Below are 17,901 nucleotides of genomic sequence, written 5' to 3' on the forward strand. Positions count from 1 at the left end.
ACATCTTGCGGGAATGCCCCGCCACCCCCGGCCGACGGTCCTATCGCGGGATCGTCGGGATCACCGTGAGTCCCGCCGCGCCAGCCAGTCGAGCTCCGGCTCCGAGAACCGGGCCTCGCGGCGGGCCGGAAAGTTGTAGGGGCCGGGCGGCCCGCCGTTCATGTAGTCCTGCAGCAGCCGCGTGAAAGTGCTGTCCGAGTCGACGCCGCGCAGGCCGGCGCAGTACCGGAACCAGCGGGTGCCGATCTCGACGTGCGGCACCTCCTCTTCCAGGATGATCCCGAAGACCCCGGCGGTCTCGTCGTCGCCGGCCTGACGCAGCCGGTCGATCATGCCGGGCGTGACATCCAGGCCGCGGGCCTCTAGGACGCGCGGTACCAAGGCCATGCGCACCATCACATCGTCGGCGGTCTTGACCGCCATCTCCCAAAGCCCGTTATGGGCATCGAAGTCGCCGTACGAGTACCCGTAGTCCGCCAGCCGCGCATTCAGCAACTCGAAATGACGTGCCTCGTCCGCGGCCACGCGCAGCCAGTCCGCATAGAAGGCCGGCGGCATGCCGCGGAAACGGTAAGCGGCGTCCAGACCGAAATTGATGGCATTGAACTCGATATGGGCGATCGCATGGATCAACGCCGCCCGGCCCTCGGTGCTGCCGAGCCCCCGTTTTTTCAGCTTCGCCGGATGCACCAGCCGCGGCCGTGACGGCCGGCCGGGCACCGGCACCGCCTCCGGCCGCCCGTCGGCCGCGGCCAGCCCCGTGCTGTCCGCGGCGTGCAGCGCCCGCGCCGCCTCGCATTTGGCGCGGGGCTCGGCGGTCATCAGCGCGGCATGGACATCTTCGACCCGCATGCCGGTTCAGGCGACGTGTGGCTTGACCTCGGATTCCAGGCGACCTCCGAGGGCCGCCCTGGCCTTATCGATGTCGTAATGATCCTGAAGATTCATCCAAAACTCCGGGCTGGTGCCGAAATAACGTGCCAGCCGCAAGGCGGTGTCCGCGGTTATCGCACGCTCGCCCTTGACGATCTGGTTGATCCTGCGCGGGTGGACACTGATGTCCTTCGCCAACCGGTACTGGGTGATCTCCAGTTCGTCCAGGAACTCCGCCAAATGCTCGCCGGGATGAACGGGACCGATACTGGACAAGGCTCGACTACTTCGCATCGCGACGGGCGTCGTGTGGGAGGTGGTAGCGGCCGCACATCGGACAGGAAACCGGGCGCGAGGGGGACCGAATCCGTCACCGATCACGCCCGGGTTTTGTCAGAGTATTTCCAGAGTTTTCCACGGGCGTGCCGGCACGCCCGTAAGTCATTGATTAGATGGTCGGGGTAGCAGGATTTGAACCTGCGACCTTCTGCACCCCATGCAGACGCGCTACCAGGCTGCGCTATACCCCGACGGGCGCGTGATGATACCCGATGCGGACGTGGCGGGAAAGGCGAATGTCTGGCGCGGAACGGCATCCGTCCCGCCCGATCACCGTGAAGACGCCGGCAGGGCATATTGAAGACGCGCGCTAAAGCATCTCGGCCAACGCCGGCAAGGCCTGTGCCGCCCGCTCGCGCACGCGGATGTCCACCAGCCGGGAGATCTCGCTGTCGCCGGGATTGATCTCGATGGTGGGCACACCGCGACGGGCGGCATCGACGATCGGCCCCGCGATATAGGGGAACACGGCGGTGGTGCCCACACTGATCACGGCATCCGGCAAATCGCCGAGGGCGCGCTCGTAGGCGCTGACCGCGGCCGGCGGCAGCATCTCCCCGAACAGCACCACGTCCGGCCGGATCACGCCGCCGCAGTCCGGACACAGCGGCGGCAGTCCCTCGATGTGGCTGAAGTCGGTCACCGTCTCCCGATGGCCGCAGCCGGTGCAGTACAGCGACTGGATGTTGCCGTGCATCTCGATCACGTCGGTGCTGCCGGCGCGGCGATGGAAACCGTCGACGTTCTGGGTGATCACGCGCAGCGAGTCGAAACGCGGCTCCATGCGGGCCAGCGCACGATGGCCCTCGTTGGGCGCCGCACCCCGGCAGGCGGCCTCGATCTGGCCGATGTATTTCCAGGTCAGGCCCGGATCGCGCTGGAACATCGGCCCGGACAACGCCTCCTCGATGGGCACGGCATCCTCCGTGGCGGCATCCTCGTATAGACCGCCGACGCCGCGATAGGTGGGCAGGCCCGAGTCCGCGGAGATGCCGGCGCCGGTGATGACGAGCACGCGGCGCGCCTCGCGCAGGACGGCGGCGACCTCGTGCAGGGTATCGTGCTGATGCATGATGGCCCTCGGGGCAATCGGGCCGCCCAGAATAGCAGGACCGCAACGGGAGACGGCCATCGCACGCATCCGCAACCTGGCACTCGTGCTCGGCGACCAGCTCGCCTCCGAGCCGGCCGCGCTGGCGGGCCTGGACCCGGCGCATGACGCCGTCTGGATGGCCGAGAACGAGGCCGAAGCCACCCATGTCTGGAGCCACAAGCAGCGTCTGGCGCTGTTCTTCGCCGCCATGCGTCACCATCGCGATGCCCTGCGCAAACGTGGCTGGACGGTCCACTATCACGCCCTGAAGGCCGACCGCCGGCGCGACAGCGGCCGGAATTTCGGTGCCATCCTGGCGGCGGCCGTGCGGCGGCTGCGGCCCGAAATGCTGATCGTGGCCGAGCCGGGCGACTGGCGGGTGCGTGCCCTGCTCGTCGCGACCGCCGAACGGCTGTCGGTGCCCCTGACGATCCGGCCGGACACGCATTTTTATTGCGGCACGGACGAGTTCCGTGACTGGGCAGCGGGTCGCAAACGCCTGGTGATGGAGGACTTCTACCGACACATGCGGCGCCGCCACGACATCCTGATGCAGGGTAACGACCCCGTCGGCGGACGCTGGAACCTGGACCGCGACAACCGCGAACGTTATCCGGCGGACGGCCCGCCGCCGACGCTTGGGCCCGTCAGCTTTCCGCCGGACGCCGTCACCCGCGACGTGCTCGACCTGGTCGCAACCCGCTATCCCGACCATCCGGGCCGGCTCGAGGATTTCGACCTGCCGGTGACGCCGGCGCAGGCCCGCACCGCGCTGACCGACTTCGTCGGACACCGCCTGCCCGATTTCGGCCGCTGGCAGGACGCCATGTGGTCCGGCGAGGTGTTCGGGCACCACTCGCGCCTGTCCGCCGCCCTGAACCTGCACCTGCTCAATCCGCGCGAGGCGGTGGCGGCCGCCGTGGCCGCCCACGCCGAGGGCCGTGCGCCGCTGAACAGCGTCGAGGGCTTCGTGCGCCAGATCCTGGGCTGGCGCGAGTTCGTGCGGGGCGTCTACTGGCTGCACATGCCGGACTACGCCGACCGCAACGCGCTCGGCGCCGAGCTGCCCGTGCCCCGCGCCTACTGGGACGGTGAGACGGACATGCGCTGCGTGAGCGAGAGCATGCGCGGCGTGCTCGATCACGGCTACGCCCATCACATCCAGCGGCTGATGGTACTGGGGCTATTCGCGCTGCTGGCTGGCGTCGACCCGAAAGCCTTCCACGAATGGCACATGGCCATGTACTGCGACGCCGTAGATTGGGTCAGTCTGCCCAACGCCCTGGGCATGAGCCAGTACGGCGACGGCGGGCTGCTCGCCACCAAGCCGTACTGTGCTTCCGGCAACTACATTCACCGCATGAGCGATTATTGCCGTGGCTGCCGCTTCGATCACCGCCGTGCCAGCGGTGCCGACGCCTGCCCCGTGACCACGCTCTACTGGGATTTTCTAGACCGCCACCACGACAAGCTGCGGGGAAACCGGCGCCTGGTATTCCAGGTCAAGAACCTGGAGAGAAAGCGCCGCGACCGGCCGGAGATGGCCGCCATCCGCAACCGCGCGGTCGAGCTGCGCCGCCGGCTGGCCGCCGGCGAATTTATCTGATCGACGACGGGAGACGAGCGCACATGACCGCACGCGCCATCCTCTGGTTTCGCCGCGACCTGCGGCTGGCCGACAACCCCGCCCTGCTGGCGGCGCTCAAGCACGGTGAGGTGCTGCCCGTGTACCTGCACGCACCCGACGAGGAAGCCCCCTGGGCGCCGGGCGGGGCCCAGCGGGTCTGGCTGCACCGGTCCCTGACCGCGCTCGACGAATCCCTGCGGCGCCACGGCAGCCGCCTGATCGTGCGCCGCGGGCCCAGCCTGGCGGCCCTCCAGGAGCTGATCGCGGAGTCGGGGGCAGATGCCGTGTTCTGGAACCGGCTCTACGAACCGGCCGTGATCGACCGCGACAAGACGATCAAGCACCGCCTCCGGGACGACGGCATCCAGGCCGCCAGCCACAATGCCGCCCTGCTCCGCGAGCCCTGGGAGATCGCCACCGGGGAAGGCACGCCCTACAAGGTCTTCACGCCCTTCCGCAAGGCGCTGTACGGCGAACCCATGGCGCCGCCGCGACCCGCGCCCGAGCGCCTGCCGCCGGTGCCGGACGCGATCCGCGGCGTCGACATCGAGGCACTGGGCCTGTTGCCGGAGATTCCCTGGCACCGGGGCATCCTGGAAACCTGGCGGCCCGGCGAGGACGGCGCGCATGCGGCCCTGGAGGGCTTCCTCAACGAGGCCGCGGCCGGCTACGCCGACGACCGCGACCGGCCCGGCCGGGCCGGCACCTCGCGGTTGTCGCCGCATCTGCATTTCGGCGAGATCGGCCCGCGCCAGGTCTGGCACCGCGTGCACGAATGGCAGGGGGACGGCGGCGGCGACCACGGCGCCGGCGTGTTCCTCTCCGAAGTGGCCTGGCGGGAATTCGCCCACCACCTGCTCTACCACTTCCCGCATACGCCCGAACGGCCGCTGGACCCGCGGTTCGAGGATTTTCCCTGGGCCGACAACGACACGGCGCTGGCGGCCTGGCAAGACGGCCGCACCGGGATTCCCATGGTCGACGCCGGCATGCGCGAACTCTGGCACACCGGCTGGATGCACAACCGCGTGCGCATGGTGGTGGCCTCGTTTCTCACCAAGAACCTGCGCCTGCCCTGGCAGCACGGCGCGCGCTGGTTCTGGGACACGCTGGTCGATGCCGATTTGGCCAACAATACGCTCGGCTGGCAGTGGACCGCCGGCTGCGGCGCCGACGCGGCACCCTTCTTCCGTATCTTCAACCCGGCACGCCAGGGCGAGCGCTTCGATCCCGACGGCGACTACGTCCGCGCGTGGGTACCGGAACTGGCCGGACTGCCGGACCGCCATATCCATGCCCCCTGGGCGGCGCCGCGGGACGCGCTGAAGGAGGCCGGAATCGCGCTCGGCGACGATTATCCGGCCCCCCTGGTCGACCTCAAGGCCTCCCGGCGCGAGGCGCTGACCGCGTTCGAACGGATCAAGAAGAAGGGCTGAGATGGTGTCAGTGTGACACCGCGGTATAACCCACGGAATTCAAAAGTTCATCTGTCCCGATAGACGGGACAGGGCTATACTGCGTCATTTTCACGGCCAGGGGAGACGGAATGCCCAGAAAACCGGCCAGCCAACAGGGCGACACCGTCCGCGACATCCGCGAGGCAGCCTTCGTCCTGTTCGGACGCTATGGCTACGATGGTGTTTCCATCGGCGACATCGCCGCCGCCGCGGGTCTGAGCAAGGGCGCCCTCTACTGGCACTTCAGCGGCAAGACGGACCTGTTCCTGGACTGCCTCAAGCGCCTGCACCGCATCTTCGAAGAGTGCATCTTCACCCCGATGCAGAACGAACCGCACCCCGGAAAACGCATCATCCTGATGTTCCGGGGCGTGGGCACCATGCTGGAGAACCCCCGCGTGACCGAGGGCGTGGGCGGCTTCTGGCTGGGCGCCAACAGCACCCGCATGAGCGAGGTACAGACGGTACAGCGCGCCTTCGAGCGGCGTACCGCCCGGGTCATACGCGACACCCTCGCGGAGGGCACCGAGCAGGGCCTGTTCAATCTGCACGACGACATCGACGCCATGTCGCACGCCACCATCGCCGTCATGGAGGCCATCATCCTGCCTCTGCGCCACCAGAGCGCGGAAGAGGCCCACCAGATCCTGGGGGTGCTCGCCCGGACCGTGTTCCGTGCCTACGGCACCTCGGAGGACGTGGCGGCCATGGCCGACAGGTTCTAGCATCCAATCCGTTGGATTCCGGACAAGGCGCTACACCGATCCTGTGTTCCCTCTCCCCGCCGGGGAGAGGGTCAGGGTGAGGGGATTACGACAGCGCGGCCAGCCGCGCTACCCCCTCTTCCCGACCTTCTCCCCCAAGGGGGAGAAGGAGAAAAACCGGCTGCCTAAGGCGGGAGTCTGCGAATGCCCGATCAGCAGCTTATTGAGCCACTTGATTATTAAATCGTTCGTCAAATACCCGAAATCCGTTTCGGGATTTAGCACGCGCGGACAGGCCACCCATGGCCTGCGTTATTGATCCGCGAGCATTCGTCTATTTGATGAACGGATCAATAAACAGACATAAAAAAACGCCGCGGCATAAGCCGCGGCGCAATGTGTCGCACGTTATGCGTGCGATCCGGTTTTATCGTGCCGGGTCTTACGGTGCCGGCAGACCGCCCTCCGGCGCCTGGTTCTGGAGCTGCTCGACCAGGGCCGCCAACTGCTCCTGCAGCACCGCGGGATCGGTCGGCAGACCCTCGGGCGGCTCGAGACCGCCACCGCCCTCCGGCGGGATACCGCCCAGGGCATCCTCCAGCGGGCCGGTCACGGCACCCGGATCACTCGGCAGACCCTCCGGCGGCTCCAGACCGCCGCCGCCCTCGGGCGGGAACTGGCCGATCGCGTCCTCGATCGGTCCGGTCAGGTCACCGGGCCCGCCCGGCAGCTCGGGCAGGTCGCCGGGACCCGCGGGCAGACCGGGCAGGCCGCCACCGCCGCCGCCTTCTTCGGGACCGCCACGTTCGATATCCGCGGCAAAACCGGCGGCCGTGTCGGCGATGCCGTTGCCCAGGGCGTCGGTCGTGTCGGCCACGGTGTCACCGGTGACCTCGGAGCCGTCGCCGGCGAAGGTGGCGACGTTCTCGGCGGAATCGTCGGCCGCGCCGACCAGGATCTCGCCGCCCTGCACCAGCGGGTTCGGCTCCGGTTCGCCCGGATCGTCGCCGCCACCGGCATTGGAGGCGCGCTCGATCACGAGCTGGGTATCCGACGCCCCCTTCTGCAGGATGCGGGCGCCTTCCTCGGCGCCGGCGGTCAACGTGGCCTCGGTGTTACCGGCACCGTTTTCGAGCGCCGCCTGACCCTGGGCCGCGCTGTTGGTCAGCGCCGCCTGACCGGTCGCCAACGCGGCTTCCGGATCCTGCGAGGCGAGGCCCTCGGACAGTGCCTGGAGACCGCCGTCGAGACCGGTCGGGTCCGCGGAGTCGGCGCCGAACGCGGCCTCGGAGCCTTCCTCGACGCCCTGGGCCAAGGCATCGCCACCGCCACGGACACCGTCCGCGACCGCGGCGCCGGTGGCCTGCACGCCGCCGTCACCCGGTGCGTCCGGATTGTCCTGGAGGCCGGTGCCCAGGGCTTCGCCGCCCTCTTCGAGACCCACGGTCAACGGATTCTCGCCGGGGCCGCCGCCTCCGCCCTCACCGGGATCGGGGGCCAGCCCCTGCAGTTGCTCGCCGGCACCCGTGAGGATGTCGGCCTGGCGCATGGCGAAACCCTCGACCAGCGGTTGCCCCTCGGCGAGGCCGCCAGCCAGTGCGTTGCCGACGTCGGTGCCCGTCGCCAGCAGCGCGTCCAGACCGCTGGACGGCGTGTCCGGGGCTGCCGGCGGCGCCGGCAGTTGGGCCACGGCGAGGCCGCTCGAGCCCGCGAGCGCGAAGCCCGCTATCAATGCCATCTTGCGCATGATGACTCCTCCTGACGTTTGGTGTTCGTACCACGTACGCAATCCGGATGTACGCGGATGCCTACTTCTTGTGTAGGCATTTTCGTACACCACCTTCCTCCTGCGACGGAAGGTTGTCAAGAGAGAGTCCGGCGCCGCTCAGATCGGGTCGGGGCCTTGCGCCGCGGTCGCGGAATCGCGGGCGCCGCCGATGCAGCCCCCGCGGGCCGTGGCGGCCTCCGGCCGCACCGGCGCCGCGGGCCCGGCCGACGCATCCTCGGCGGGCGGCGCCCCCGAGCATAACGTGACTCGCGTCGTCAGCCGGGCGTCGCCGACATCACCCGGATCGTCGCCGTCGCCGCCACCACCGGGCACGGTGCCGTCGCCCGCGAGAGCGCCGCCGAGCACGGCGCTGCCGTCGGCGACGGCGTCCGCGGTCACGCCGGTTGCCCCGTCCGCGGCCTCGGCACCGGCGCCGGCCGTATCGTCCAGCCCGGCGGCCAGGACCTCGCCGGCCGTCGTCGCGTCGCCCGATGCCAGCGCGGACGACGAATCGGCCACGCCCTGTCCGGCGATCGCCGACACGGATTCCGCGACATCCGCCGTCAGGCCGGTATAACCCCGACCCGCTTCCGAGAGCACCGATGCGCCGCCGGCACCCGCGCCGACCAGCACCTCGCCGCCGCCGACAATCAATCCGGCAGCGGCGTCGGGCGATTGCCCCGGGGCCGCCGCGGCCCAGCAGAGCCCCGTGATCAGGATGAGCGCACGCATCGTTCCCCTCCCCGCTGTGCGGACGTTTGCCTCGCGGCCACTTTAGCCCGGCTGCGCGTGTCTTGCGAAGTGCCCGGCAACCCGTCAGCATACCCCCAAACAAGGGACTAACCCGCAGACAGACTTTCCCGGAGGGGGAAAACGCATGCCGCTCGATTTGCCACCACCGCTGCCGCCGCAGCAAGCCGACGCCGCCGTGCTCGAGGAACGCCACGCCGTGGCCCGTTCGCAGGGTGACGTGATCGAGATCGGGGTGGGTCGATACACGCTCAAGATCAGCGGCAATACCTATCTCGGCGAGGACCGCATCCGTGATGTGGTCGAGGTCGGCAAGACCCCCTCCCAGGTCATCCTGCTGCTCAACGCCCTGTATGCCGCCGAGGGCTACCTGTTCGTGAACGTGGAATACGCCCGGCGCGGCAACAGCGACACCATCTACGTCCAGGTCAACGAGGGGCATCTGGCGGACGTGGAGGCGCCGCCGGAGCTGGCGCCCTACTTCGAGAAATTCGAGGGCAAGCGCGGCGTGCGCAAGAGCGACCTCGAACCGATGCGGGTCCTGGCACAGATCAAGGCCGACCGCATGGGCCGCGACGTGTCCAGCGAGTACCGCATCGATGACAGCGACCCCGAGGCCTTCACCCTGCGTCTGGAGGGCGAGGAGGAGCCGGGGCACGATCCGGTGACCTTCACCACCGTGTTCGGCAACCCGGGCAACCGTTTCCTGGGCCGCTACTTCGGCTTCGCCAACGCCAGGATCGACACGCCCGGCGGCGACCAGGTCGGCGTGGGCTACGGCACGGCCTTCACCGGCCTGGGCGATACCCGCAACGGCGAGTCGTACGATAATTACAGCCTCAGTTATTCCACGGTCACCACGCTGGGGCTGTACAGCGTCAGCGCCTCCCACACCGAGTACGAGGTGGAAGAGCGTTTCGACCTGGACGACCGCGAGGAGGCCGAGATTCTGCGGCTCAAGGCCAGCGGCAGCCAGTTCCTGTACGCCGACGAGAAGACCCGCTGGGTCCTGGAGCAGGAACTGCAGTACACCTACTCGATCATCGAATTCGTGTCCGCCGATCCGCCCGACCTGATCGGCCAGCGCACGCAGGACGAGGAATACGGGGCCTTCCGCCTGGGCACGACGGCCTCGCGGAGCTGGGAACTGTTCGATCGGCGCGGCAGCATCAGCGGCGGCGCCGGCTACAAGCGCGGGCTCGGCGGCAACGTGGAGAATCTGGTCAACACCGGCCGCCGCACGGACTTCAACATCCTCGACGCCAAGATGACCCTGCGCTACCTGTTCCCCTGGGAACTGGTGGGCTCCCTGGACCTGAAGGGGCAGAAATCCATCGATCGCCTGGTGCCCCAGGACGAGCAGTGGGTCCTGGGCGGCACCGACAACCTGAGCGCCTACCTGCCCGGCATCCTGATCGGCGACACCGGTGCCTACGGCCGGCTGCAACTGCAGTTGCCGCGCTGGAAGCTGTTCGACCGCCCCTATCGCTTCTCGCTGTTCACCGAGGCCGGTACCGCCGAGTTCGAGAACGGCCCGGACCAGTCGTCGCGCTCCGCCTGCGACGCCGGCGTGAAACTGGAAGCGGCCCCGGCGGACTGGCTCGAACTCAAGCTCTACGCCGCCGAGGGCTTCTGCGAGAGCAACCTGGACAGTGACTTCGTCGAACGCAACGAGGCGGACCTGTTCTTCAACGTCAAGGCGGAGTTCTAGGCGGGTCTGTTTACCCTTACCGCCGGCGCGGCCCGCGGGGGCGGGTAAACAGGCCCTGCCCTCGCGTTGACGCTCCGTCGGGGGGTCGCTAGAGTCAGGCGATAATTCGTTCCGCCCGATGACCAGCGACCATGCGACACACGCTGAGCATGGCCCTGATATTGAGCGCCATCTGGCTGCTCCTGTCGGGCCATTACAGTCCCCTGCTGCTCGGCTTCGGAGCCGCCTCCTGTGCCCTGGTCCTGTTCCTGGCCGGCCGGATGGCCGCCATCGACCACGAGACCCAGCCCCTGCACCTGCTCGGCGTCCTGCCGGGCTACTGGCTCTGGTTGCTGCGCGAGATATTGCGCTCCAACCTGGACGTCGTGCGTCGCATCCTGCTGCCGGGCACCGGCATCGAGCCCACCCTGCGGCGCATCCCGGTGGATGAGAAGACCGAGCTCGGTCAGACCATCTTCGCCAACTCGATCACGCTCACCCCGGGCACGGTCTCTGTCGGCCTGACCCGCGGTACGGTCGAGGTGCACGGTCTGGTCCGCGACAATGTCGAGCGCCTGGCCGGCGGCGAGATGCAGCGTCGCGTGCTGGCGATGGAGAAACGCGTCACGGGGCGCCGCGGCTGATGTTCCTGGCGGCGATGGCAGGCGTGGTCACGACCATGCTGCTGCTACTGGTCCGCGCGATGCTCGGCCCCACGGTCTACGACCGCATCCTCGCGATCAATGTCTTCGGCACCAAGACCGTGCTGTTCATCGCGGTCCTGGGCTTCGTCAACGGCCGCCCGGAGTTCCTCGACATCGGGCTGGTCTACGCCCTGATCAACTTCATCGGCATGATCGCGGTGCTCAAGTTCATGCAGTACGGCGATCTGGGATGGGCCGATGACCGGCCCGAGGACGGCGACGTATGACGGCCGTCGCGCTGGACATCGCGAGCTGGGTTTTCCTGGTCACCGGGGCCCTGTTGGCGGTGGTGGGCGGCATCGGCATGCTGCGGCTGCCGGATTTCTTCACGCGCATGCACGCGGCCTCGGTCACCGACACCGGCGGCATGCTGCTGATCCTGCTGGGACTGGCCCTGCAGGCCGGCTGGTCACTGGTCACCGCCAAGCTGGCGCTGATCGCACTGTTCCTGCTGTTCACCAGCCCCACGGCCACGCACGCCCTCGCGAACGCCGCCCTGAGCGCCGGCCTGCGGCCGCGCCTGGCCGACGACGATCGCGGGGGCGAACGCGGCGGCGACGGAGACAAGCGGTGATCGAGGAATCCCTCAACATCGTGCTGCTGACCTTCCTGGTGCTGGTCGCGCTGACCATCGCGCGGCTGCGCACGGTATTCCCGGTGGCCATGCTCACCGCCCTGTTCAGCCTGCTCTCGGCGAGCCTGTTCGTGCTCATGGATGCGGTGGACGTGGCCCTGACCGAGGCCGCCGTGGGCGCAGGCATCGTCACCGTCCTGTTCCTGGGCACCTTTGCGCTGACCAAGCCGCAGGAGAAGCCGGTCTCCCGTTACCGCACCGGCCTCGCCCTTCTGATCACGCTGGCCACCGGCGCGGGACTGATTTACGCCACCCTCGACATGCCCCATTACGCGGATCCGGACACACCCGCGCAGACGCACCCCCTGCGCGGGCATTACCTGGAGACCAGCCGCAAGGAGATCGGCATCCCCAACATCGTGACCGCGGTACTGGCCAGTTACCGCGGCTTCGACACCCTGGGCGAGGTGGCGGTGATCTTCACCGCCGGCGTGGCCGTGCTGATGCTGCTCGGCGCGCCGCCCGGCCGCCGGCGCGGGGAGGACGACTGATGCGCGAGCACACGATCCTGCGGGTGATCGCCAAGACCCTGGCGCCGCCGATCCTGCTGTTCGGGCTGTACGTCCAGTTCCACGGCGAGTACAGCCCCGGCGGCGGTTTCCAGGCCGGCGTGATCGTGTCCGCGGCCATCATCCTTTACGCCCTGGTATTCGGCCTGGCCGAGGCGCGCCGCGTGGTACCGCCGTTCATTCTGCGCTGGCTGGCGGCCGCCGGCCTGTTGCTGTTCGCCGGCACCGGCATCGCCACGATGCTCCTGGGTCACGATTTCCTGGATTACGACGCCCTGGCCCAGCACCCCAAGCACGGGCAGCACATCGGCATCATCGTGGTCGAGCTGGGCGTGGGCCTGACCGTCACCGCCGTGGTCACGGGCTTCTTCTTCGTCTTCGCCGGCCGCGGCCGGCGCCGGGATGGGGACTGACGCCATGCTCGACACCTTCGTCGGCCTCTACAACTACTGGATCGTGATCGTCCTGATGATGATCGGCTTCTACATCCTGATCGGGCACGACAACCTGGTGAAGAAGCTGATCGGGCTCAACATCTTCCAGACCGCGGTGTTCCTGTTCTACATCTCGGTCAGCAAGGTCCGCGGCGGGACGGCGCCAATCCTGACCGAGGGCGATCCCACTTACGGCCATCCGCTGCCGCACGTGCTGATCCTGACCGCCATCGTGGTGGGCGTGGCGACCACGTCCCTGGCCCTGGCGCTGGTGGTGCGTATCTACGAGGCCTACGGCAGCGTCGAGGAGGACGATATCCTGGAACTCGACCGGGACCGGGATAGCGGCGCATGATCCAGCACCTGCTGTCCCAGCTCCCCGCCCTGCAGGTGGTGCTGCCGCTCGTCGCCGCACCGCTGTGCGTGCTGCTGCGCCGCGGCAACGCCGCCTGGACCGTCTATGCGGCCACCACCGCGGCGACCTTCGCGATCGCGGTGGTGCTGGCCATGCGGGTGGCCGCCGACGGTCCCGTCAGCTACCACATGGGCGGCTGGGCGCCGCCCGCGGGCATCGAATACCGTATCGACGCCCTCAACGCCTTCGTGCTGATGATCGTCGGCGGTATCGCCGCGGCGCTGGCGCCCTATGCCCGCCGCAGCGTGGCCGCGGAGATCAACGGCGAACGCGTCTACCTGTTCTACTGCCTGCTGCTGCTGTGTCTGAGCGGCCTGCTGGGCATCGTCGCCACCGGCGACGCCTTCAACCTGTTCGTGTTCCTGGAGATTTCGTCGCTGTCCTCCTACGCCCTGATCGCGATGGGCGCCAAGCGGCGGGCGCTGTTGGCGGCCTTCCAGTACCTGGTGATGGGCACCATCGGCGGCACCTTCCTGCTGATCGGCGTCGGCTTCCTTTACCAGATGACCGGCACCCTGAACATGCTCGACCTGGCCGCACGCCTGCCGGCGGTGGAGGACACCAACACGGTCCGCGCGGGTCTGGCCTTCATCGTGGTCGGCATCAGCCTCAAGCTGGCGCTGGTGCCGTTGCACCTCTGGCTGCCCAACGCCTACGCGTACGCCCCCTCGGCGGTCAGCGTCTTCCTCGCCGCCACCGGCACCAAGGTCGCCGCCTACGCCCTGATCCGCTTCCTGTTCACGGTGTTCGGGGCCGGCTACGCCTTCGGCACCCTGCCACTCGGCGAGATCCTGATCCTGCTGGCGGTGGCGGCCATGCTCTACGGCTCGGTGGCCGCGATCTACGCCGCCGACGCCAAGCGCCTGCTGGCCTGGTCGAGCATCGCCCAGATCGGCTATATCGTGCTCGGCGCGAGCCTGGCCACGGCCGCCGGCCTCACGGCGGGCATCCTGCACCTGCTCAACCACGCCGTGATCAAGGGCGCGCTGTTCATGGCCCTGGGCGCCCTGTTCTGGCGCGTGCGCGGCAGCCGCATCGACGATCTCGCCGGCCTGGGACGGCTGATGCCCTGGACCTGCGCCGCGCTGGTCGCCGGCGGCCTGGGATTGGTCGGGGTGCCCGCCACGGCCGGCTTCATCAGCAAGTGGTATCTGCTGGAGGCGGTGCTGGCCGAGGGCCGCGGCTGGCTGGCGGCGGCCATCCTGGCAAGTTCGCTGTTGTCGATCGTGTATATCGGCAGGCTGATCGAGGCACTCTACTTCCGGACGCCGGCGGCCCACATCGAGGCCGGCGAGGCCCCCGTCGGCATGCTCGCCGCGACCTGGCTGCTCGTCGCCGCCAGCATCGGACTGGGGCTGTACGCCACTCCCGCGGCCGATTACGCGCGCGCCGCCGCTGCGGGCCTGCTCGGAGGCGGCCCGTGAGCGCCGTCGCGGAACTGTTGCGCGGGCTCGGCCCGGCCTGGCCGCTGCTGCTGCCGGTCCTGGCCTGCCCGGCGATCGCACTGCTCGCGCACCGGCCCAACCTGCGCGAAGCGGTCAGCATCGGCACCGCCGTGCTGCTGTTCGCCAGCGTCTGTAGCTGGGTGCCGCCGGTACTCGCCGGCGCCCGCCCCGACCTGACCCTGTTGCAGATCCTGCCGGACCTGCGGCTGGCCCTCACCCTGGAACCGCTCGGCCTGCTGTTCGCCCTGGTGGCCTCCGGCCTCTGGATCGTGACCGCGATCTATTGCATCGGCTACATGCGCGGCAACGGCGAGGGCCACCAGACGCGGTTCTACATCTGCTTCGCCCTGGCCCTGGCCGCGGCCATGGGTATCGCCTTCTCCGGCAACCTGCTCACGCTGTTCCTGTTCTACGAACTGCTGACGCTGTCGACCTATCCCCTGGTCGCGCACAAGGGCGACGCCAAGGCCAAGGCCGGCGGCCGCACCTACCTGGGCATCCTGCTCGGCACCTCGATCGGCCTGCTGCTGCCGGCGATCGTGCTCACGTGGCTGGCCGCCGGCACCCTGGAATTCGCGCCCGACGGCATCCTGGCCGGCCACCTGCGGCCGACCGCGGCCGCCGGGCTGTACCTCCTGTTCGCCTTCGGCATCGGCAAGGCCGCCCTGATGCCGTTCCACCGCTGGCTGCCGGCGGCGATGGTCGCGCCCACCCCGGTCTCGGCCCTGCTGCACGCCGTGGCCGTGGTCAAGGCCGGCGTGTTCACCGTGCTCAAGATCACGGTCTACGTCTTCGGCCTGGACTTCGCCGCCACCGGCGACGTCACCACGCCGGTGCTGTGGATCGCGGCCTTCACCCTGCTCGCGGCCTCGGTCGTGGCCCTGACCCGCGACAACCTCAAGGAGCGCCTGGCCTATTCCACCATCAGTCAGCTCGCCTACATCGTGGCCGGCGCGGCCCTCGCGGTGCCGCTGGGGATCGTGGGCGGCGGCCTGCAGATCGTGATGCACGCGTTCGGCAAGATCACACTGTTCTTCTGCGCGGGCGCCATCTACACCGCCTTGCACAAATCCCGGGTCAGTGAGCTGGACGGCCTCGGCCGGGTCATGCCACTGACCTTCGGGGCCTTCCTGCTGGGGGCGTTGTCGATCATCGGCCTACCGCCCCTGGGCGGGACCTGGAGCAAGTGGTATCTGATGATGGGCTCGGTGGACGCCGGCCACGCCTTGATACTGGCGGTGCTCGCGATAAGCTCGCTGCTGAATATCGTCTACCTGCTGGAGATCCCGCTGCGGGGCTTCCTGCTGCGTCCCGCCGGGGACGCGCCCGGCGGCTGGCACGAGGCGCCCGCGGCCTGCGTACTGCCGCCGGTGATCACCGCCGCCGGGTGCGTGGCCCTGTTCTTCGGCGTGACCCCCCTGCTCCTGCTGCTCGGGGAGTGGCTGCCACGATGAGCGAGAGACCCGACAACGCCCCCCGCATCGATCCCGATCCCGGCAAGGGCCGCCTGGAGCATCCGCGCAACGTGGACCGCATCGTCCACGGCCTGTACGCGCTGTGCGCCCTGAGCGTCCTGCTGGAGTTCGTGGTCCACCGGCACGAGACCCTGTCCTTCGCCGGCTGGTTCGGCTTCTACGCGTGGTTCGGCTTCGTGGCCTGCGTGGGACTGGTGCTGGCGGCCCGGGTCCTGCGCCGGGTCCTGATGCGATCCGAAGACTACTACGACGACGGGGACGCCTCCTGATGCTGGCCTGGCTGCAGAATCCGGGATGGATCCTGATCGGCGCCGGCCTGATCCAGCCGCTGCTGCCCTATCGCTTGCGCGCGGGCCTGCTGGTGGCGGCGCCGGCCGCCGCCGGCGCCTGGCTGTGGTCGCTGCCGCGCCCGACCCTGGTAACCGCGGAACTGCTCGGCTACACCCTGACGCCGCTGCGGCTGGATCCGCTGGCCTTCGTCTTCGCCTTGATTTTTTTGATCGCCGCCGGACTCTGCGGCCTGTTCATGCTGCGGGTACGCGGCCGCCTGGAGCCGGCGGCCTCGCTGGTCTACGCCGGGGCGGCGGTGGCCGCGGTGCTGGCCGGCGACCTGATCACCCTGTTCGTCTATTGGGAGACCACCGCCCTGGCCTCGGTCCTGGTGATCCTCGCCAACGGCCCCGGCACCTACCGCGTGAGCCTGCGTTATTTCCTGATCCAGGTGACCTCCGGTCTGCTGCTCATGGCCGGCGCCATCGCCTACATCCGGGTCACCGGCGATCCCGGCTTCGGCGCGATCGGCCTGCAGGGGCTGGCCGGCTGGCTGATCTTCCTGGCGTTCGGTATCAAGGCCGCGTTCCCGTTCCTGCACAACTGGCTGCAGAATGCCTACCCGGCGGCCAGCCCGACCGGCACCGTGGTGCTGTCGGCGTTCACCACCAAGCTTGCGATCTATGCCCTGGCCCGCGGCTATGCCGGCACCGACATCCTGATTCCGATCGGTGCCGTGATGACCGCCTTCCCGATCTTCTACGCGGTGATCGAGAACGACCTGCGGCGGGTGCTGGCCTACAGCCTCAACAACCAGCTCGGCTTCATGGTGGTGGGCGTGGGCATCGGCACCGAGCTGTCCCTGAACGGCACCGCCGCGCACGCCTTCACCCACATCCTGTACAAGGCGCTGCTGTTCATGACCATGGGCGCCGTGCTGCTGCGCGCGGGCACGGTCAAGGGATCGGAGCTGGGCGGCCTGTACAAGTCCATGCCCTGGACCGCGGCCTTCTGCATCGTGGGTGCGGCCTCGATCTCGGCGTTCCCGTTGTTCTCGGGCTTCATCAGCAAGTCCCTGATCCTGAGCGCCACCGCCTACCAGGGCGCCTGGATCGTCTGGCTGGTGCTGCTGTTCGCCTCCGCCGGCGTGTTCCATCACTCCGGCATCAAGATCCCGTTCTTCGCCTTCTTCGCCCACGATTCCGGCATCCGTTGCCGCGAGGCACCCTGGAACATGCTCCTGGCGATGGGGATCACCGCCGTCCTGTGCATCGGTCTGGGCTGCTACCCGGACCCGCTGTACGCGATCCTGCCCTACGCCGTCGATTACGAGCCTTACACCGGCGGGCATGTGCTCACCCAGATGCAGTTGCTGCTGTTCTCGGCACTGGCGTTCACGGTCCTGATGCGCACCGGCATCTACCCGCCGGAGCTGCGCTCGGTGAACCTGGACTTCGACTGGATCTACCGGCGGGCGCTGCCGGCGGCCGCGGCCGCGGCCCGGAACGCCACGGTCTCGGCGCGCGGGGAGACGATCGACACGCTGTGCCGGCTGGGCGACCGCGCCGGCCATTACCTGGGGCGCGCGTTCTCGGCGCAGGGGCTGCTGGCGCGGACAACGGCTACCAGCGGTATGGTGGCGTGGGTATCGCTGCTGTTGGCGGCGTATCTGCTCTTTTATTACTTGTGATTCGTGATTGGTGATTAGCGGATG

General features: G+C 68.8%; 19 protein-coding genes and 1 tRNA gene. 14 read left to right on the plus strand and 6 right to left on the minus strand.

The genetic code is table 11. The features are described from left to right. Positions 1 to 60 precede the first annotated feature (60 nt). The 4 genes from PC39_RS06190 to PC39_RS06205 form a co-directional block, all read right to left on the minus strand. On the minus strand, positions 61 to 852 hold the full coding sequence (locus PC39_RS06190) for a ferritin-like domain-containing protein (protein WP_353252502.1): 792 nt from the start codon (positions 850 to 852) through the stop codon (positions 61 to 63). Positions 853 to 858: 6 nt separating this feature from the next. After that, on the minus strand, positions 859 to 1,167 hold the full coding sequence (locus tag PC39_RS06195; RefSeq protein WP_353252503.1) for a HigA family addiction module antitoxin: 309 nt from the start codon (positions 1,165 to 1,167) through the stop codon (positions 859 to 861). A gap of 159 nt (positions 1,168 to 1,326) precedes the next feature. Beyond that, positions 1,327 to 1,403: transfer RNA gene (locus PC39_RS06200), tRNA-Pro, on the minus strand. Positions 1,404 to 1,522: 119 nt separating this feature from the next. Next, positions 1,523 to 2,284 (minus strand): SIR2 family NAD-dependent protein deacylase, encoded by a 762-nt coding sequence (locus PC39_RS06205; protein ID WP_353252504.1) that lies wholly within the window; start codon positions 2,282 to 2,284, stop codon positions 1,523 to 1,525. Here PC39_RS06205 and PC39_RS06210 point away from each other — a divergent pair. The 3 genes from PC39_RS06210 to PC39_RS06220 all read left to right on the plus strand — a co-directional run bounded on the left by PC39_RS06210 (position 2,283) and on the right by PC39_RS06220 (position 6,114). Beyond that, positions 2,283 to 3,911, plus strand: coding sequence for a cryptochrome/photolyase family protein (locus PC39_RS06210; RefSeq protein ID WP_353252505.1), 1,629 nt, complete (start codon positions 2,283 to 2,285; stop codon positions 3,909 to 3,911). The genes PC39_RS06205 and PC39_RS06210 overlap by 2 nt on opposite strands. Before the next feature lie 23 nt (positions 3,912 to 3,934). Next, complete coding sequence (locus tag PC39_RS06215) at positions 3,935 to 5,368, plus strand: cryptochrome/photolyase family protein (protein ID WP_353252506.1); 1,434 nt, start codon at positions 3,935 to 3,937, stop codon at positions 5,366 to 5,368. 110 nt (positions 5,369 to 5,478) lie between these two features. Further along, positions 5,479 to 6,114, plus strand: coding sequence for a TetR/AcrR family transcriptional regulator (locus tag PC39_RS06220; RefSeq protein ID WP_353252507.1), 636 nt, complete (start codon positions 5,479 to 5,481; stop codon positions 6,112 to 6,114). A gap of 421 nt (positions 6,115 to 6,535) precedes the next feature. Here PC39_RS06220 and PC39_RS06225 read toward each other — a convergent pair whose 3' ends face one another. After that, on the minus strand, positions 6,536 to 7,840 hold the full coding sequence (locus PC39_RS06225; protein WP_353252508.1) for a hypothetical protein: 1,305 nt from the start codon (positions 7,838 to 7,840) through the stop codon (positions 6,536 to 6,538). Between the two features lie 138 nt (positions 7,841 to 7,978). After that, a complete protein-coding gene (locus PC39_RS06230; protein ID WP_353252509.1) occupies positions 7,979 to 8,593 on the minus strand; it encodes a hypothetical protein in 615 nt (204 codons plus the stop codon). A 145-nt stretch (positions 8,594 to 8,738) separates the two neighbouring features. Here PC39_RS06230 and PC39_RS06235 point away from each other — a divergent pair, with 145 nt between their 5' ends. From PC39_RS06235 to PC39_RS06285, 11 genes are all read left to right on the plus strand, one after another. Beyond that, positions 8,739 to 10,322, plus strand: coding sequence for a ShlB/FhaC/HecB family protein (locus tag PC39_RS06235; RefSeq protein ID WP_353252510.1), 1,584 nt, complete (start codon positions 8,739 to 8,741; stop codon positions 10,320 to 10,322). A gap of 131 nt (positions 10,323 to 10,453) precedes the next feature. Then, positions 10,454 to 10,945 (plus strand): Na+/H+ antiporter subunit E, encoded by a 492-nt coding sequence (locus tag PC39_RS06240; RefSeq protein WP_353252511.1) that lies wholly within the window; start codon positions 10,454 to 10,456, stop codon positions 10,943 to 10,945. Then, on the plus strand, positions 10,945 to 11,232 hold the full coding sequence (locus PC39_RS06245; RefSeq protein ID WP_353252512.1) for an MrpF/PhaF family protein: 288 nt from the start codon (positions 10,945 to 10,947) through the stop codon (positions 11,230 to 11,232). The genes PC39_RS06240 and PC39_RS06245 overlap by 1 nt, the downstream gene beginning before the upstream one ends. Further along, positions 11,229 to 11,579, plus strand: a complete 351-nt coding sequence (mnhG, locus tag PC39_RS06250) for a monovalent cation/H(+) antiporter subunit G (RefSeq protein ID WP_353252513.1) — start codon at positions 11,229 to 11,231, stop codon at positions 11,577 to 11,579. The genes PC39_RS06245 and mnhG overlap by 4 nt, the downstream gene beginning before the upstream one ends. After that, positions 11,576 to 12,130, plus strand: coding sequence for a DUF4040 domain-containing protein (locus tag PC39_RS06255; RefSeq protein ID WP_353252514.1), 555 nt, complete (start codon positions 11,576 to 11,578; stop codon positions 12,128 to 12,130). Before mnhG ends, PC39_RS06255 begins: the two co-directional genes overlap by 4 nt. Beyond that, positions 12,130 to 12,561: a Na(+)/H(+) antiporter subunit B gene (locus tag PC39_RS06260; protein WP_353252515.1), complete on the plus strand. Its 432-nt coding sequence runs from the start codon at positions 12,130 to 12,132 to the stop codon at positions 12,559 to 12,561. Before PC39_RS06255 ends, PC39_RS06260 begins: the two co-directional genes overlap by 1 nt. Positions 12,562 to 12,565: 4 nt before the next feature. Then, positions 12,566 to 12,937 (plus strand): cation:proton antiporter subunit C, encoded by a 372-nt coding sequence (locus PC39_RS06265; protein WP_353252516.1) that lies wholly within the window; start codon positions 12,566 to 12,568, stop codon positions 12,935 to 12,937. Next, a complete protein-coding gene (locus PC39_RS06270; protein WP_353252517.1) occupies positions 12,934 to 14,421 on the plus strand; it encodes a monovalent cation/H+ antiporter subunit D family protein in 1,488 nt (495 codons plus the stop codon). The genes PC39_RS06265 and PC39_RS06270 overlap by 4 nt, the downstream gene beginning before the upstream one ends. Further along, a complete protein-coding gene (locus PC39_RS06275) occupies positions 14,418 to 15,896 on the plus strand; it encodes a proton-conducting transporter transmembrane domain-containing protein (RefSeq protein WP_353252518.1) in 1,479 nt (492 codons plus the stop codon). Before PC39_RS06270 ends, PC39_RS06275 begins: the two co-directional genes overlap by 4 nt. After that, entirely contained in the window at positions 15,893 to 16,186 is a 294-nt protein-coding gene (locus tag PC39_RS06280; RefSeq protein WP_353252519.1) for a hypothetical protein, read from the plus strand. The genes PC39_RS06275 and PC39_RS06280 overlap by 4 nt, the downstream gene beginning before the upstream one ends. Further along, positions 16,186 to 17,877, plus strand: a complete 1,692-nt coding sequence (locus PC39_RS06285) for a Na(+)/H(+) antiporter subunit D (protein WP_353252520.1) — start codon at positions 16,186 to 16,188, stop codon at positions 17,875 to 17,877. Before PC39_RS06280 ends, PC39_RS06285 begins: the two co-directional genes overlap by 1 nt. Positions 17,878 to 17,901: the final 24 nt, after the last annotated feature.

The organism is Salinisphaera sp. PC39 (genome assembly GCF_040361335.1).
GTDB lineage: Bacteria > Pseudomonadota > Gammaproteobacteria > Nevskiales > Salinisphaeraceae > APNM01.

Excerpts from the sequence above, each read along its gene's own strand:
- PC39_RS06190 (WP_353252502.1), bottom strand. The coding sequence starts at position 852 with ATGCGGGTCGAAGATGTCCATGCCGCGCTGATGACCGCCGAGCCCCGC.
- PC39_RS06195 (WP_353252503.1), bottom strand. The coding sequence starts at position 1,167 with ATGCGAAGTAGTCGAGCCTTGTCCAGTATCGGTCCCGTTCATCCCGGC.
- PC39_RS06210 (WP_353252505.1), top strand. The coding sequence starts at position 2,283 with ATGATGGCCCTCGGGGCAATCGGGCCGCCCAGAATAGCAGGACCGCAA.
- PC39_RS06205 (WP_353252504.1), bottom strand. The coding sequence starts at position 2,284 with ATGCATCAGCACGATACCCTGCACGAGGTCGCCGCCGTCCTGCGCGAG.
- PC39_RS06215 (WP_353252506.1), top strand. The coding sequence starts at position 3,935 with ATGACCGCACGCGCCATCCTCTGGTTTCGCCGCGACCTGCGGCTGGCC.
- PC39_RS06220 (WP_353252507.1), top strand. The coding sequence starts at position 5,479 with ATGCCCAGAAAACCGGCCAGCCAACAGGGCGACACCGTCCGCGACATC.
- PC39_RS06225 (WP_353252508.1), bottom strand. The coding sequence starts at position 7,840 with ATGCGCAAGATGGCATTGATAGCGGGCTTCGCGCTCGCGGGCTCGAGC.
- PC39_RS06230 (WP_353252509.1), bottom strand. The coding sequence starts at position 8,593 with ATGCGTGCGCTCATCCTGATCACGGGGCTCTGCTGGGCCGCGGCGGCC.
- PC39_RS06235 (WP_353252510.1), top strand. The coding sequence starts at position 8,739 with ATGCCGCTCGATTTGCCACCACCGCTGCCGCCGCAGCAAGCCGACGCC.
- PC39_RS06240 (WP_353252511.1), top strand. The coding sequence starts at position 10,454 with ATGCGACACACGCTGAGCATGGCCCTGATATTGAGCGCCATCTGGCTG.
- PC39_RS06245 (WP_353252512.1), top strand. The coding sequence starts at position 10,945 with ATGTTCCTGGCGGCGATGGCAGGCGTGGTCACGACCATGCTGCTGCTA.
- mnhG (WP_353252513.1), top strand. The coding sequence starts at position 11,229 with ATGACGGCCGTCGCGCTGGACATCGCGAGCTGGGTTTTCCTGGTCACC.
- PC39_RS06260 (WP_353252515.1), top strand. The coding sequence starts at position 12,130 with ATGCGCGAGCACACGATCCTGCGGGTGATCGCCAAGACCCTGGCGCCG.
- PC39_RS06265 (WP_353252516.1), top strand. The coding sequence starts at position 12,566 with ATGCTCGACACCTTCGTCGGCCTCTACAACTACTGGATCGTGATCGTC.
- PC39_RS06270 (WP_353252517.1), top strand. The coding sequence starts at position 12,934 with ATGATCCAGCACCTGCTGTCCCAGCTCCCCGCCCTGCAGGTGGTGCTG.
- PC39_RS06280 (WP_353252519.1), top strand. The coding sequence starts at position 15,893 with ATGAGCGAGAGACCCGACAACGCCCCCCGCATCGATCCCGATCCCGGC.
- PC39_RS06285 (WP_353252520.1), top strand. The coding sequence starts at position 16,186 with ATGCTGGCCTGGCTGCAGAATCCGGGATGGATCCTGATCGGCGCCGGC.